Source organism: Actinomadura gamaensis (assembly GCF_042652125.1).
Taxonomy (GTDB): domain Bacteria; phylum Actinomycetota; class Actinomycetes; order Streptosporangiales; family Streptosporangiaceae; genus Spirillospora; species Spirillospora gamaensis.
Window position 1 is genome coordinate 99,389 of record NZ_JBHSIT010000011.1, and the last position, 14,575, is coordinate 113,963.

At 69.9% G+C, this 14,575-nt stretch carries 16 protein-coding genes; 5 read left to right on the forward strand and 11 right to left on the reverse strand.

Annotated elements, in window-relative coordinates; genetic code table 11:
• Nucleotides 1-4 precede the first annotated feature (4 nt).
• Nucleotides 5-400, reverse strand: a complete 396-nt coding sequence (locus ACFPCY_RS32550) for a thioesterase family protein (RefSeq protein WP_378261637.1) — start codon at nucleotides 398-400, stop codon at nucleotides 5-7.
• A 158-nt stretch (nucleotides 401-558) separates the two neighbouring features.
• On the opposite strand from ACFPCY_RS32550, the gene ACFPCY_RS32555 reads away from it, so the two are divergent.
• Nucleotides 559-783, forward strand: coding sequence for a DUF397 domain-containing protein (locus ACFPCY_RS32555; RefSeq protein ID WP_378261639.1), 225 nt, complete (start codon nucleotides 559-561; stop codon nucleotides 781-783).
• 71 nt (nucleotides 784-854) lie between these two features.
• Here ACFPCY_RS32555 and ACFPCY_RS32560 read toward each other — a convergent pair whose 3' ends face one another.
• Nucleotides 855-1,721, reverse strand: a complete 867-nt coding sequence (locus ACFPCY_RS32560) for a helix-turn-helix domain-containing protein (RefSeq protein WP_378261641.1) — start codon at nucleotides 1,719-1,721, stop codon at nucleotides 855-857.
• Between the two features lie 387 nt (nucleotides 1,722-2,108).
• On the opposite strand from ACFPCY_RS32560, the gene ACFPCY_RS32565 reads away from it, so the two are divergent.
• Both ACFPCY_RS32565 and ACFPCY_RS32570 read left to right on the forward strand, forming a co-directional pair.
• The gene (locus ACFPCY_RS32565; protein WP_378261643.1) at nucleotides 2,109-2,738 is read left to right on the forward strand and encodes a hypothetical protein; all 630 of its coding nucleotides are present in this window, start codon (nucleotides 2,109-2,111) and stop codon (nucleotides 2,736-2,738) included.
• 127 nt (nucleotides 2,739-2,865) lie between these two features.
• On the forward strand, nucleotides 2,866-3,276 hold the full coding sequence (locus ACFPCY_RS32570; RefSeq protein WP_378261645.1) for a hypothetical protein: 411 nt from the start codon (nucleotides 2,866-2,868) through the stop codon (nucleotides 3,274-3,276).
• Here ACFPCY_RS32570 and ACFPCY_RS32575 read toward each other — a convergent pair.
• The 5 genes from ACFPCY_RS32575 to ACFPCY_RS32595 all read right to left on the reverse strand — a co-directional run bounded on the left by ACFPCY_RS32575 (nucleotide 3,273) and on the right by ACFPCY_RS32595 (nucleotide 6,797).
• A complete protein-coding gene (locus ACFPCY_RS32575; protein WP_378261647.1) occupies nucleotides 3,273-4,328 on the reverse strand; it encodes a serine hydrolase domain-containing protein in 1,056 nt (351 codons plus the stop codon). The two genes, ACFPCY_RS32570 and ACFPCY_RS32575, sit on opposite strands and share 4 nt — an antisense overlap.
• Nucleotides 4,329-4,479: 151 nt before the next feature.
• Nucleotides 4,480-4,809, reverse strand: coding sequence for a hypothetical protein (locus ACFPCY_RS32580; RefSeq protein WP_378261649.1), 330 nt, complete (start codon nucleotides 4,807-4,809; stop codon nucleotides 4,480-4,482).
• A 33-nt stretch (nucleotides 4,810-4,842) separates the two neighbouring features.
• The gene (locus tag ACFPCY_RS32585; RefSeq protein WP_378261651.1) at nucleotides 4,843-5,232 is read right to left on the reverse strand and encodes a hypothetical protein; all 390 of its coding nucleotides are present in this window, start codon (nucleotides 5,230-5,232) and stop codon (nucleotides 4,843-4,845) included.
• Nucleotides 5,233-5,506: 274 nt separating this feature from the next.
• Nucleotides 5,507-6,166, reverse strand: a complete 660-nt coding sequence (gene msrA, locus ACFPCY_RS32590; RefSeq protein WP_378261653.1) for a peptide-methionine (S)-S-oxide reductase MsrA — start codon at nucleotides 6,164-6,166, stop codon at nucleotides 5,507-5,509.
• Nucleotides 6,167-6,176: 10 nt separating this feature from the next.
• Nucleotides 6,177-6,797 carry a class I SAM-dependent DNA methyltransferase gene (locus tag ACFPCY_RS32595; protein ID WP_378261655.1) on the reverse strand — a complete coding sequence of 207 codons (621 nt, stop codon included), beginning with the start codon at nucleotides 6,795-6,797 and terminating at the stop codon, nucleotides 6,177-6,179.
• 86 nt (nucleotides 6,798-6,883) lie between these two features.
• Here ACFPCY_RS32595 and rarD point away from each other — a divergent pair, with 86 nt between their 5' ends.
• Nucleotides 6,884-7,807, forward strand: coding sequence for an EamA family transporter RarD (gene rarD / locus ACFPCY_RS32600; protein ID WP_378261657.1), 924 nt, complete (start codon nucleotides 6,884-6,886; stop codon nucleotides 7,805-7,807).
• 207 nt (nucleotides 7,808-8,014) lie between these two features.
• Nucleotides 8,015-8,407 carry a hypothetical protein gene (locus ACFPCY_RS32605; RefSeq protein ID WP_378261659.1) on the forward strand — a complete coding sequence of 131 codons (393 nt, stop codon included), beginning with the start codon at nucleotides 8,015-8,017 and terminating at the stop codon, nucleotides 8,405-8,407.
• A 76-nt stretch (nucleotides 8,408-8,483) separates the two neighbouring features.
• On the opposite strand, the gene ACFPCY_RS32610 is transcribed toward ACFPCY_RS32605, so the two are convergent.
• Genes ACFPCY_RS32610 through nuoL form a run of 4 tightly spaced genes read right to left on the reverse strand, consistent with a single transcriptional unit; the run spans nucleotide 8,484 to nucleotide 14,567 of the window.
• Nucleotides 8,484-9,479, reverse strand: a complete 996-nt coding sequence (locus ACFPCY_RS32610; RefSeq protein ID WP_378261661.1) for a polyprenyl synthetase family protein — start codon at nucleotides 9,477-9,479, stop codon at nucleotides 8,484-8,486.
• Nucleotides 9,480-9,499: 20 nt separating this feature from the next.
• On the reverse strand, nucleotides 9,500-11,089 hold the full coding sequence (nuoN, locus tag ACFPCY_RS32615) for an NADH-quinone oxidoreductase subunit NuoN (RefSeq protein ID WP_378262065.1): 1,590 nt from the start codon (nucleotides 11,087-11,089) through the stop codon (nucleotides 9,500-9,502).
• 2 nt (nucleotides 11,090-11,091) lie between these two features.
• Nucleotides 11,092-12,657, reverse strand: coding sequence for an NADH-quinone oxidoreductase subunit M (locus tag ACFPCY_RS32620; protein WP_378261663.1), 1,566 nt, complete (start codon nucleotides 12,655-12,657; stop codon nucleotides 11,092-11,094).
• The gene (nuoL, locus tag ACFPCY_RS32625; RefSeq protein WP_378261665.1) at nucleotides 12,654-14,567 is read right to left on the reverse strand and encodes an NADH-quinone oxidoreductase subunit L; all 1,914 of its coding nucleotides are present in this window, start codon (nucleotides 14,565-14,567) and stop codon (nucleotides 12,654-12,656) included. The genes ACFPCY_RS32620 and nuoL overlap by 4 nt, the downstream gene beginning before the upstream one ends.
• Nucleotides 14,568-14,575 lie beyond the last annotated feature (8 nt).

Below are 14,575 nucleotides of genomic sequence, written 5' to 3' on the forward strand. Positions count from 1 at the left end.
AGCCTTATCCCGCCGCCTCTCCGAGCCGCGCCACGAACCGCTCCCGGTTGACGATCGCCCTCCGCACCCGCCCGGTGGCCAGCACCGTCCCGTCCGAGGCCGTCGCCCGGACGTCGAACGACACCCGCCGCCCGTCCCACTCGACCAGCTCCGCGACGACGGCCACCCGAGCCCCGACCGGACTGGCCGCGAGGTGATCGACCTCCACCCGCGTCCCCACCGAGGTCTCCCCCGCGTCCAGCCGCCCCGCCAGCACCCGCACCGTCGCCGCCTCGAACCAGGCCACCAACCGAGGCGTGGCCAGCACGCCCACATCCCCGCTCCCCACCACCTCAGCCGTGTCCTCATGCGTCACGACGGCTTCGAACTCACACCGTGAATCGGCTTTCGTCATAGCCATAATCTGCCCGCCTGGCCGCCACTGCGAAGCCGAGACCCAACCGATCACTCGGTTCGCAGGATTACCTGGACTGCAGAGAGCTTCCCCAGAGCCCCACTCGGCGATGACGCCGAGCGTGCCGACCCGTCACCGCAGACTGATCAGCTGAGGGAGCAGGGATGAACGACGCCCGCGGAAGCCGCGAGGACCGAGGCGAGACCGTCCACGAAGACGACCCGCGGCGGGCGTTCCGTCGGAGCTCACGCTGCGGGTGCGAGTCCAACTGCGTCGAAGTCGCCTACTCCGCGCCCGGCGTGATCGCCGTCCGGGACAGCGACCGCGGGCCGGACGGACCGGTCCTCCGCCTCTCGGCCCGCCTGCTCAGCGCGCTGAAGCACGCCTAGTGGCCGCCACTCCCCCAACAGCGGGCCGCCACGTCCCCACCAGCGGACCGCCACTTCCCCACAACGGGCCGTCACTTCCACACCGTGTCCGCTATGCGGGAGATGCGCGCGGACGACTTCGCCGGATCGAGGGCCTGGGAGTGCAGCTGTTCCCATGACCGCCGGTACAGGTGCGCGACGTCGTCGGTGTACACCTGGCTGCCCCACACGCTGTCGATGTAGACGGCGTCGGGGAAGGTCACCTCGTAGGCCGGGGCAAACTCCAGGATCGTGAACGCCTCGCCCATGACGGGGCCGTGGAAGCGGTCCAGCGGCAGGACGCGGACGTCGACGTTCGGCAGTTCCATCAGCTCCAGCAGCCGCCGGAGCTGATGGAACATGATCGGCGCGTCCCCGATCGAGCGCAGCAGGACCGACTCGTCCAGGATGCCGTGGAAGTCGAGCGGGTCCGGCCTGGTCAGGACGTCCTGCCTGCGCATCCGCACCTCGACCCGGCGGCGGATGGTGCGGGGCGAGTCGGCCGTGACCAGGCCCGCGCTGCGCAGCGTCTCAAGGGCGTACCGCTCGGTCTGGACGAGCCCGGGCACGGTGAAGATCGAGTAGGACAGCGCCGCGGACGCCTCGTCCTCCAGCGCGACGAACTCGTCGAACTCCGGGGACGTGGCCAGCCTGCGCCCCGACCACCAGCCGGGTTCGGTGGCGGCGTGCGCCAGGGCGAGCAGCTCGCCGCGGTGTCCCTCCTCCACCCGGTACAGTTCCAGCAGCAGCCGGACGTCCGACACGCGCACGCCGATCCGGGCGTTCTCGATGCGGCTCACCTTGGACGGCGACCAGCCGAGCCGCGCCGCGGCCTCCTCGCCGTTCAGCCCGACACGTTCGCGAAGCCGCCTCAGCTCGGCCCCGAGCCGGCGCCGGCGGACGGACGGGACAGCGGCCACTTCGAAACGACCTTCCCCCCACGGGAATTGCAGTGCAACTTGCATTTTCCGCCGGGATGGCCCCGCCGTCCAGACCACACCGGCGAACCGCATCACCGGAATCGCGCGCTCAACCTAATGTCTGAATGATGCGCGGACATTAACCGAACGGTGAGAAAATACTTCTTCTTCGAGTGCACGTGGCCGTGCATCTTGCACAGCGCTGAAATCCGCGCCGATACTGCCGTTACCTCCTCTGGCCGGCAAGGCCAGTGCCACCGTTGCACGCACCGCCCGGGACCCGCGCGGGTCGGCGGGCCGCGTTTCCGCACCGATGCGGCCGGTGTTTTTCCAATCCTGCCCACCGGCAGGGGACGGCCCGCGAGGCCGAGGAGAAGGAGGCTCTCCATGGGGAGCGTTGACCCGGTACACAGGAGCATCCTGGCCGTCGACATCGAGCGCTCGACGGTGGGCGGCCGTACCAACCCGATCAAGCTGGAACTCCGCGCGCAGGTCTACCGCATGTTGCTGCACGCCATGGCGCACGCCGGGATCGACGCGTGCTGGTGCGAGCCCTTCGAGGACCGCGGCGACGGCGTCCTCGTCCTGATCCGCCCTGTGGACGAACTGCCGAAGCCGCGCCTGCTGTCCCAGCTCATCCCCGAGCTCACCCGCGCCCTCGCCGACTACAACCAGGCGCTGCCTCCGGCGGAGCTCCCCCGCCGCGAGCTGCGGCTACGGGCCGTCCTGCACGCCGGGGAGGTCCATCTCGACGACAACGGCTTCTGCGGAGAGGAGGTGGACGTGGCCTGCCGGCTCCTGGACGCCCCGAGCGTCAAACGCTGCCTGCGGACGGCACCGGGACCGCTCGTCCTGGTGGTGTCACAGGAGATCTACTGGAGCATCGTCCGCCACGAATATGACGGAATAGGCCCTGAGAGCTACCGTCCGCACGTCTGCGTCAACGTGGCCGGACGGCGGAGACGCGGATTCGTGCACGTGCCACCGGCGACGCGCGAGGAAGCCGTCCCCGCCTGACTTCCGGGACGCGCCGTCCTTTCCGCACGGAGCCCCGGGTGGGCGCTAGGGCTTTGCGGGGTTTTGGGGTTGGACGGGGTGGTTCGGGCACATCTCTTCCGGTGACGGGCAGGGAAGCGAGGTGTTCATGGACCGCCGACGAAGCAGCGGGGACTCGGGTCCCAACTGGCCGCTCCTCGCCGGGATCGCGGCCGCTCTGGCGGTGGCCGTCGCCGCGGTGCTCGCGCCGCGGCGCCACTTCCCGGCGGTGGGTCATCTGCCGGTGCCGGTGCGCGGAGGCGGTCCGGCACCTCCGCTGCGACTGCGCGAAGGCGGATCCGCGCCCCGAGCGCGTGGACGTTCCGCGCGGACGGCTCGCCTGCGCGGGGCCAAGCCGGAGCGGGCCGGCCGGAGTGAGGCAAGGAGCGACGAGGCCGCGGGCCAGAAGCGCTCCGCGCTGAAGTTCGCCATCAACTGGCCGCTGGCCGTCGGCATCGCCGCCACGCTGTTCCTGGTCTGGCTGTGGTGGTGGTCCGCCACGCGGGGCGGGCCCGGTTAGACGTTGCTTCCCTGGAGTCCTTCGTAGGCGGCCATCAGCATTTCGAGGCCGCGAGTGTCGTCCGAGGGTTCGCGCATCTGGTTCGTCACGTACGCCATGACGAGGCGGCGATCGGGCTCGATCATGACGAGGGATCCGCCCCAGCCGCCCCAGCCGTAGGTGGTGCCGAACAGGCCGTAACCGAGTCCGTAGCGGGCGTGCCTCCCGAGAAGGCGGTCCTCGCCGTTGAACTGCTCTTCCCACGCGCGGTCGCAACCGGCTCGGGACAGCAGCCGCACGCCGCGCGCCGCTCCTCCGCACGCCATCACCGACTGGACGAGCGCGACCGAGCGAGCGTTGCCGAAACCGCTCGCCGCCGGAATCTGGGCCCGGCGCCACGCCACGCTGTTCCCGTCCCGTACCCGGATCCCGGCGACCGAGGTTCCGGGGGCGCTCGCGGCGTAGTCCTCGTCCTTCGTGGGCGGCGGGACGGTCGGGGCGACACGGTGATCGTCCTCGGCGGGCAGGCCGATCTGGAAGTCGGCGTTCAGCGGCCCGGCGATCTCGTCGGCGAAGAATTGCCCGAGACTCCGCCCGGTGATCCGCCGGACGACCTCGCCGACGAGGAAGCCCTGCGTGATCGAGTGGTAGCCGGCGGCGTCGCCCGGCTCCCACTGCGGAGCCTGCGCCGCGAGCCGTGCCGTGGCGGACGTCCAGTCGTAGAGCTCGTCGACCGGGCCTTCCCAGTCGGGCAGGCCCGCGGTGTGCGAGAGCACGTGCCGGACGAGCACCTTCTCCTTGCCGGCCGCGGCGAACTCCGGCCAGTACCGCGCGACCGGCGCCGCCAGGTCGAGCTCACCCCGATCGGCCAGGACGAGCGCGCACAGAGCGGTCATCGTCTTGGTCACGGACCAGACGTTGACGATCGTGTCCCGCTCCCACGGAACGCCGCGCGCCGCGTCGGCGAACCCGCCCCAGACGTCGACCACCGGCTCGCCGTCGACGAACACGGCCACCGCCCCACCGACGTCACCTCCGTCCAGCAGCGCCCCCAGCGCCATGGGAACGGCCACGAAAAGATCATCGTAAGTGCCCCGAATATCGGCCATACAGAGCATTGAGCCCCCGCACCCCGCACAAAACAACCGATTTTCCGTGCGAGCCCCACCGCCAAAGATCCAATTACCCTGGCCGACGCCGCAATCGCTGATCGAACGGGTCAACTCACGATTCGCTCACCTGACGTTCCGTGCCCGTGTCGAAGTACTGCGAGAGGTAGGCGTCCGGGTCGAGGTCGCTGTCGCGGACCAGCGAGAAGACCTCGACGCCCTCGCTCAGCGACTCCTCGCCGCCAATGAAATACGCCTGCGCCAGCCCCAGATACTCGCCACCCAGGAGAGCGGCGTTCTCGCGGGCGGCGTCCTCAGCCTTCGCGATCGCCTCGTCGAAGGACGCCGCCCGCCACACGGTGACGCTCTCCTCGTACGGACGGCCCGTCTCCTCCGTCCAGCGGAGCAGGCAGCGAACGCCGTACCAACCTTCTCGATCCACCACGCCCGTCCCCTCGTTGCCGTCCTCGCCACCTGATCATGACGGCCGGGGAATGACGATGACCACGTCCAGCTTGACGATCTCATCCAGCGCACGGCCCGCCATCTGTCGGATCTCCGCCCACGGCGAATCCTCTGCGAGCCCTTCAGCGTCCCAACGCGCCGAACCGCCCGGGCCGCTCATCTCGGCGAGACGCTCGCCGATCCGAACAAGGACATCCCTCAGAGAGCCAGACAGCAGACCAGGAGCCTGCTCATCCACGCGCGGGACCACCCAACCCGCCGCCCAGTCGAAATCAAGCCCGAGCTCGTCCACGCACCAGCCATGACGCTCACACCAGGCGATCTGCTCTGAAGCAGGCGCGGCCAGCAACACCAAGGATTCAGCGAGGCGCAACATCGAAGTCGCGATGTCCGGCGTTCTCACAGACTCTGCGCCCCATCTAGCTCTCAACGGCGGCGGCGACGCCTGTCGGGCAGGAGTCGCCGGACGACTGGTCACTTTGGGCTAAACCGGTACCGCCGCGCCTGCCGCGCCCCGGCGACCCGCCCTGACTTTCACAGGTGTTCGGAACCCGTAAGCCGCCAGGCGACGATCAGGCCGTCGAGGTCAGCGGCGTCGGCCTTGAGGCTCTGCCTGTAATTGTGTAGGGCCTAGGACCGACCGCTGGCGGACGGTCCTACTCGCCTCACCCAGGAGCTCAGTCGCCTGCGGGGGCCACGCCTACGGGGCAGGAGAGGCCGGTGCCGCCTAGGCCGCAGTAGCCTCCGGGGTTCTTGGTGTCCGAGAGGTATTGCTGGTGGTAGGGCTCGGCGTAGTAGAAGGGTCCGGCCGGGGTTATTTCGGTGGTGATCTCGCCGTAGCCGGCTTCGGTCAGGACCTTCTGGTAGGACGCCTTGGAGGCTTCGGCCCGGGCCGCCTGGGACTCGGAGTGGGTGTAGATCGCGGAGCGGTACTGGGTGCCGACGTCGTTGCCCTGGCGCATGCCCTGGGTGGGGTCGTGGGACTCCCAGAAGACCTTGAGGAGGGTGTCGTAGGAGACCTTCGCGGGGTCGTAGACGACGCGGACGGCTTCGGCGTGGCCGGTCTGGCCGGAGCAGACCTCCTCGTAGGTCGGGTTCGGGGTGTAGCCGCCCTGGTAGCCGGCGGCGGTGGTGATCACGCCTTCGGTCTGCCAGAACTTGCGCTCGGCGCCCCAGAAGCAGCCGAGGGCGAAGTCGGCGATCTCGGCGCCCTCGGGATAGGGCGGGGTGAGGGTGGTGCCCAGGACCTCGTGGCGGGACGGGACGGGCATCGGCTCGTCCCGGCCGGGCAGGGCCTTCTCCGGGGCGACCATCTGGGTCTTCGCGAAGCCGAACATGTCTTTCAGACTACGTCCGCGTCGCGAGGATCGTCGCGCGGGTGGTCTCCACCTCGTGGGCGTAAGGAGTCCGTTCGATGTAGGCGTCGGGCGTGAGGCCCGCGTCCTGGAGGGCGGTCTCGATCTCGGCGCGCCGGTAGAACTGGAAGTCCAGATCGACGGGACGGTCGAACCACTCGTCGAGGTGGCGGACCTCGTCGCCGAGGTGGAACGAGAGCAGGGCGGATCCGCCGGGGCGCAGGACGCGGCGGAACTCGGCGAACGCGGTGGGGAGTTCGGCCGGCGTCAGGTGGATGATCGAGTAGCAGGCCGCGATGCCGCCCCAGATGCGGTCGGGGACGTGCAGGTCGCGCATGTCCCCGACGTGGAAGCCGAGGCCCGGATGGGCGGCGGACGCGATCTCGATCATGCGGGGCGACAGGTCCAGGCCGAGGGACGGCGCGCCGTGGTCGCTCAGGAAGCGGGTCACGTGGCCGGGGCCGCAGCCGAGGTCGGCGATCGGGCCGAGGCCGTCCACGCGCTCGATCAGGTGGGTGAGGACGGCACGGTCCAGCGGCTTGCCGTCGAGCTCGGCCATGAAACGCTCGGCGTACGCCTCGGCCACCTCGTCGTAGCTGTCCCGCGCGTCCATGGTCGTCCCCCTTGCGCAGTCATCACTGTCACCTAGATTGACTGATTACGTCCTGATAGGTTCCTTTTGTGGTTGACCGTCGCGGAATGATATTCGGTGTGGCCGCCTACGTTCTCTGGGGGCTGTTCCCGCTCTACTGGCCTCTGCTGAAGCCCGCCAACGCCGTCGAGATCCTCGCGCATCGCATCATGTGGTCGCTGGTGGCGGTCGCGGTCATCCTCGCGGCCGGACGCAACTGGGCCTGGATCCGGACGCTCGACCGCAGGAAGGCCGGGCTGCTCGCGCTGGCGTCCGTGCTGATCTCGGCCAACTGGGGCACCTACATCTTCGCGGTCAACACCGGCAAGACGATCGAGGCGTCCCTCGGCTACTTCATCAACCCGCTGATCAGCATCCTGTTCGGCGTGGTCATCTTCCGCGAGCGGCTGCGTCCGTGGCAGTGGGTCGCGGTCGGGCTCGGGACGGCGGCCGTCGCCGTCCTCACGGTCGACTACGGACGGCTTCCCTACATCGCGCTCATCCTGGCCTGCTCGTTCGGCGTCTACGGGCTGCTGAAGAAGTTCGCGTCCATGCCGTCCGCGGAGACGCTGGCGGTGGAGACGGCGGTCATGTTCGTCCCGGCGCTCGCCGTGTCGATCGTGATGCAGGCGAACGGGACGGCGGCGTTCGGCCACCACGGCGCCGGGAACATGGCGCTGCTCGCCGCCGCGGGCGTCGTGACGGCCGTCCCGCTGCTGCTGTTCAACGCCTCGGCGGTGCGGGTGCCGATGAGCACGCTGGGCCTGCTCCAGTACCTCGCGCCCGTCCTCCAGTTCCTGATCGGGCTGCTGGTGCAGCACGAGGCCATGCCCGCGAGCCGCTGGGCCGGGTTCTTCCTCGTCTGGACGGCGCTGATCGTCCTCACGGCGGACGGCCTGGTCACCGGACGCCGCACGCGCCGCCTCGCCCGCCGGGCCCCCGCGTCCGCCACGCCCGCCGAGTCGGACACCGTCGCGGAACCGGCCGCCTGACCAGGTCGTCCGGTGCCCGAACCGGGCCCTGGCCCCGTCCCTCCGCCGGCGGTTCGGCAAGAGGTGGGGAAGACGCTGAAAGTTTCCTGGGAGATATGACAACTTTTGGCTGACTAAACCTGTCTATAGAGTGAGTTGCCCCGCACCCGCTAGAGTGCGGGAGATCACACTGAGAACCGTCCACCCCACTTCCCCGAGGAGCCCCGGTTGCGTCTGCTCAGCACGGCCGTCGTCGGCGCGGCCATCGTCGGAGCCGGCCTGCTCGCCCCCGTTTCGGGCGAGGCCACCGCCGCTTCGCGTGACGTCACCTTCAGCCCCTCCGTAGCGCGCCCCGGTCAGCACGTGCAGATCGACGTCCTCGCCTGCGCGGTCGGCAAGAAGAAGCACTACGCGTCCTCGAAGGCCTTCACCAAGAACGTCGTCATCTACGGCAAGGGCGCGGACGGCCAGGGCAAGGCGACCGTGAAGCGCGGCCTGAAGTCCGGCACCTACAAGGTGACCGTGCACTGCGAGAGCCGCAAGCTGGTCGGCAAGCTCCGCGTCTCGAACAAGCCGTGGCCCGCCGTGATCCCGTCGCCGCTCACCCCCGGCGTCCGCTGATCGTGCTGCTGGCCGATAACCGGCCGGACATGCGAAAGGCCCTCCTCGGAGGGCCTTTCTCGCGTCGGGAGGGACGTCAGCCGGTGCGGGAGACCACGTAGTCGCAGAGGCCGATGAAGGCCGCCCGCGCGGGGATGTCCGGAAGGGTCATGAGCTCGGCGCGGGCGTCCTCGGCCCAGGAGCGCATGTCGGCCCGCGCGCGGTCCATCGCCGGGTGGGCGCGCAGGAGCGCGAGCGCCTCGGCGTGCAGGGCGTCGTCGGTGAGGTCGGTGACGAGCAGTTCGCGCAGGCGCGCGTCGTCCGGGCCGGAGCCGACGCCCTCCAGCACCAGGTGCATCGGGAGCGTGCGGATGCCCTCGCGCAGGTCGGTGCCGGGCGTCTTGCCGGACTCCTCGGTCTCGGACGCGATGTCGAGGATGTCGTCCGACAGCTGGAAGGCGATGCCGATCTTCTCGCAGGCGGAGGTGATCGTGTCGACCACGGCCGGGGAGGCGCCCGCGAGGAGCGCGCCGAACTGCCCGGAGACGGCGATCAGCGAGCCGGTCTTGTCGGCCATGACCGACAGGTAGTGCTTGAGCGGGTCCACGCCCTCGGCGGGGCCCACGGTCTCCTGGATCTGGCCGCGGACGAGGCGGGCGAACGCGCGCGCCTGGATCCGGACGGCCTCGGGCCCGAGGTCGGCCAGCAGGTCCGAGGCGCGGGCGAACAGGTAGTCGCCGGTGAGGATCGCGACGGTGTTGTTCCACCGCGAGTTCGCCGACTCCTGGCCGCGCCGGACGGTCGCCTCGTCCATCACGTCGTCGTGGTAGAGCGTCGCCAGGTGGGTCAGCTCGACCACGACGGCCGCCGGGACGACGCCCGGCGCGTCCGGTTCGCCGAAGTGGGAGGCGAGCAGCACCAGCATGGGCCGGAACCGCTTGCCCCCCGCCTCGACGAGGTGCTTGGAGGCTTCGGAGAGCAGCGGATCGTCGCCCCGCACGGAGGAGAGCAGCGTCTCCTCCACCGCGGCGAGCCGCTCCCGCACATCTGAGGCCAGCCCCTCGGGCAGACCGAACGGAACGGCGCTACTCACCCAAACCCCCTACGGAGCCACTACCGGACGAACATCTGTGTCGCGGCGTGTCCCGCCAGGTCCAGCATCGGCTGGGGCAGGACGCCGAGTACCACAGTAGCCGTGACGCCGAGCGCCACGGCAGCCGCGGTCGCGGGTCCCGCGACCACGGTCGGGCCGTCCGCCTCGGGCTCGCTGAAGAACATCACCACGATGACCCGGACGTAGAAGAAGGCCGCGACCGCCGACGACAGGACGCCGACGACGACCAGCGGGGTCGCGTGACCCTCGACGGCCGCCTTGAACACCGCGAACTTCCCGGTGAACCCGGACGTCAACGGAATTCCGGCGAAGGCTAGCAGGAAGAAGGCGAAAACGCCCGCGACGACCGGCGACCGCCGACCGAGGCCCGCCCACCGCGACAGGTGCGCCGCCTCGCCGCCCGCGTCCCGCACCATGGTGATCACCGCGAACGCGCCGATCGTGGTGAAGCCGTAGGCGACCAGGTAGAACAGCGCGCCGGCCAGGCCGTCCCGGGTCACCGCGATCATGCCGGTGAGCAGGAAGCCCGCGTGCGCGATGGACGAGTAGGCCAGCAGCCGCTTCAGGTCGGTCTGGGTGATCGCGATGACCGCGCCCGCGACCATCGTGAGAATCGCCACACCCCACATGAAGGGCCGCCAGTCCCACTTCAGCGTCTCGAACGCGACGTAGTAGACGCGCATCAGCGCGCCGAACGCGGCGACGAGCGTGCAGGACGCCATCAGCGCGGTGATCGGGGTCGGGGCGCCCTGGTAGACGTCCGGCTTCCACATGTGGAACGGCACCGCGCCGATCTTGAACAGCAGGCCGACCGACAGCAGGGCCACGCCCGCGAGCATCAGCGTCTCGCTGCCGGCGTCCTTGCTGAGCTGGGTGGCGATGTCCGACAGCCGGACCGAGCCGGCGTAGCCGTACAGCAGCGCCGTCCCGTACAGGAAGAACGCCGAGGAGAACGCGCCGAGCAGGAAGTACTTGACCGCGGCCTCCTGCGACAGCAGGCGGCGGCGCCGGGCCAGGCCGCACAGCAGGTACAGCGGCAGCGACATGATCTCCAGCGCGACGAACATCGTCAGCAGGTCGTTCGCGGCGGGGAACATCAGCATGCCCCCGACCGCGAACAGCATCAGCGGGAACACCTCGGTCTGGGTGATCCCCGCCGCGGTGGCCAGCTGCTCGGCCTCCTGCTCGGCCTCGGTGCCGGGCAGCGCCGCGGCCTGCGCGGTGAAGTGGCTCTGCTGCCGCTCGGCGATGAGCAGGAGCGACACCAGGGCGAGCACGAGGATCGTGCCCTGGACGAACAGGGTCGGGCCGTCCACGCCGATCGCGCCCATCGCGGCGACGTGGAACGGCTTGTCCCGGGCGGCGAGGCCGATCGTCCAGGCGAACGCGGCGATCAGGCCGATCGCGGCGAGCGGCACCTGCACGTAGTACCGGGTGCGGCGGCCGACGAACGCCTCCGCCAGGACGCCGAGCACGCCCGCGCCGAACACGATCAGCATCGGGGCGAGCTGCCCGTACTCGATGTGCGGCGCGGGCAGCTTGTCCCCGCCGGACGGGGCGGCCGCGAGTCCCGCGGCTACCAGTGACACGCTCACGGCCGGGCTCCGTTCTCGGCGACGTTACCGTTGATCTTCGGTGCCGGGTCGCGGACGTCCACCCGGGCCAAGCCCTGCTCGACCGACGGGTTGATGGCCTTGAGCACCGGCTGGGGGAACAGGCCCATCGCCACGATGATCGCGATGATCGGGGCGATCGCGACCTTCTCCCGGACCGACAGGTCGGGCATGCCCTTGACCTCGTCCCGGGCGGGGCCGCCCATGGTCCGCTGGTAGGTCCACAGGATGTAGATCGCGGCGAGGACGATCCCGGACGCGGCGAGCACGGCGGGCACCCGGTGCCGGCTGAAGGTGCCGATCAGCACCATCAGCTCGGACACGAAGGTGGACAGGCCGGGCAGCGAGAGCCCGGACAGGCCCGCCACCAGGAACGTCCCGGCGAGCACCGGGGCGACCTTCTGGACGCCGCCGAACGCGTCGATCCGCGCCGACTTCCGGCGCGCGATCATGAACCCGACCAGCAGGAACAGCGCGCCGGTCGAGAACCCGTGGTTCACCATGTACAGCGTCGCGCCGGACTGCCCCTGCGTCGTCATCGCGAAGATGCCGAGCACGATGAACCCGAAGTGCGACACGGAGGTGTAGGCCACCAGCCGCTTCAGGTCCACCTGCCCGATCGCGAGGACGGCGCCGTACACGATGCTGATCACCGCCAGCGCGAGGACGACCGGGGTCGCCCACTTGGCCGCGCCGGGGAACAGCTCCAGGCAGAACCGGAGCATCCCGTAGGTGCCGACCTTGTCGAGCACGCCCACGACGAGCACCAGCGCGCCCGCCGGGGACTGCGCCGCGGCGTCCGGCAGCCAGGTGTGGACGGGCACCATCGGCGCCTTGATCGCGAACGCGACGAAGAAGCCGAGGAACAGCCACTTGGCGGTCGCGCCGTCCACGTGCATGGTGCGCAGCTCGTCGAACATGAACGTGCCGTGGCCGAGCTCGTCCTGCGACAGCGGGTACAGCCAGACGACGGCGACGAGCATCAGCAGCCCGCCGAGCAGCGAGTACAGCAGGAACTTCACGGCCGCGTAGGACCGCTGCGGACCGCCGTAGGACCCGATGAGGAAGTACACCGGGATCAGCATCGCCTCGAAGAAGACGTAGAAGAGGAAGACGTCGGTCGCCGCGAAGACGCCGACCATCATCGCCTCCAGCGCCAGGAGCAGCGCGAAGTACGTCTTCACCGAGCGCTTCGGCGGGGTCTCGACGCCGCCGGAGCGGCCCGCCTCGTCGAAGGACGCGATGACCACGAGCGGGACGAGGATCACCGACAGCAGGACGAGCACGAGCGCGACGCCGTCAACGCCGACCGCCCAGTGCACGCCGAACTGCTTGATCCACCAGTACTTCTCGGTGAACTGGAAGCGGTCGCCGCCGACCTTGAACGCGGTCGTCATGACGATCGCGAGGACGGCCTCGACCAGCGAGATCCCGAGCGCGGCCTGCTTGACCAGGCCCTCGTTCTCGCGTGGCAGCAGCCCCACCAGCAGCGCGCCGGCGGCGGGCAGCGCGATGAGGACGGTCAGCCAGGGGAAGTCGGTCATGACGCGTTCACCACCAGGAGGGCGGCGACCACGATGGCCGCGCCGAGGTACATCGAGAGGGCGTAGGAGCGGGCGAACCCGGTCTGGATCCGCCGGACCCGGCCGGACGTCCCGCCGACGCCGGCCGCGATGCCGTTGACCGCGCCGTCCACGCCCCGGTTGTCGAACCAGACCGCGAGCCGGGTCAGCCACTGGCCGGGCCGCATCAGCAGCGACTCGTTGAGGGCGTCCCCGTACAGGTCGCGGCGGGCCGCGCGGGTGAGGAAGGACCCGGCGGGGGCCTCGACCGGAACCGGCCGCGCCCCGTACTGCCGCCACGCGATCGCGACGCCGACGATCATCAGCACGAAGGTCGCCGCGCCGGGGACGGTCAGCCACTTGAAGGTGTGCTCCTCCGGCTCGCCGACCACCGGGGCCAGGAAGTCGGAGAACCCGCCGAGGACGAGGAACCCGCCCGCGAACACCGACCCGACGGCCAGCAGGATCAGCGGGACGGTCATCACCTTCGGCGACTCGTGCGGGTGCACGTCCTCCTGCCAGCGCTTCTCGCCGAAGAACGTCATGAACATCACGCGCGACATGTAGTAGGCGGTGATGCCCGCGCCGACCAGGGCGCAGGTGCCGAGGATGTTCCCCGACGTGCCGCCCTTCTCGTACGCGGCCTCGATGATGCCGTCCTTGGTGAACCAGCCGGAGAACGGCGGGCACCCGATGATCGCCAGGTAGCCGAGGCCGAACGTCCCGTAGGTGACGTACATCATCTTGCGCAGCGCGCCGTAGTGCCGCATGTTCACGTCGTCGTTCGTCGCGTGCATGACCGACCCGGCGCCGAGGAACAGGCCCGCCTTGAAGAAGCCGTGCGCGATCAGGTGCGCGATGGCGAAGGCGTAGCCGGGCTTGCCGAGCCCGGCGGCGAGGTGCATGTACCCGATCTGCGACATCGTCGAGCCGGCGAGCGCCTTCTTGATGTCGTCCTTGCCGGAACCGATGATCGCACCGGCGAGCAGCGTCGCCGCGCCGACGATGGTGACCACGAGCTGCGCGTCCGGCGACATCTCGAAGATCGGCGCGGACCGGACGATCAGGTAGACGCCCGCGGTGACCATGGTCGCCGCGTGGATCAGCGCCGACACCGGGGTCGGGCCCTCCATCGCGTCCAGCAGCCAGGACTGGAGCGGGAGCTGCGCGGACTTGCCGCACGCGCCGAGCAGGAGCAGCAGCCCGAGCGCGGTCGCGGTGCCGGAGGTCAGCTTGCCCGCCAGCCCGACGTGCTCGGCGCCGGTGCCGAGCACCGTGGTGAAGTCGACCGAGCTGAAGGTGGCGAACATCAGCATGATCGCGGTGACCATGCCGAGGTCGCCGACGCGGTTCACCACGAACGCCTTCTTCGCGGCGACCGCGGCGGTCGGCTTGAACTGCCAGAACCCGATCAGGAGGTAGGACGCGAGGCCCACGCCCTCCCAGCCGAGGAACAGCACGACGTAGTTCGCGCCGAGCACCAGCGTGAGCATCGCCGCGACGAACAGGTTGAGGTAGGCGAAGAACCGCCGCCGGTCCTCGTCGTGGGCCATGTAGCCCATCGAGTAGATGTGGATCAGCGAGCCGACGCCCGTGATCAGCAGCACGAAGCTGATCGACAGCGGGTCGACCAGCAGGTCCATCCCGACGTGCAGCGAGCCGACGTCGAAGAAGTTCCACAGGTGCAGCGTGCGGCGGCGCTCGGCGTCGTCGTAGCCGAGCATCTGGAAGAACATCCCCAGGCCGACGACGAACGACGCGAGCGACATCGCGACGCCGAGGAAGTGTCCCCACCTGTCGGTGCGCCGTCCTCCGAGCAGGAGGACCGCCGCCCCGAGCAGCGGGAACGCGATGAGCAACCAGGCCGCGGCCTGGATCCCTTCCGCTTTCACTGGCCGCG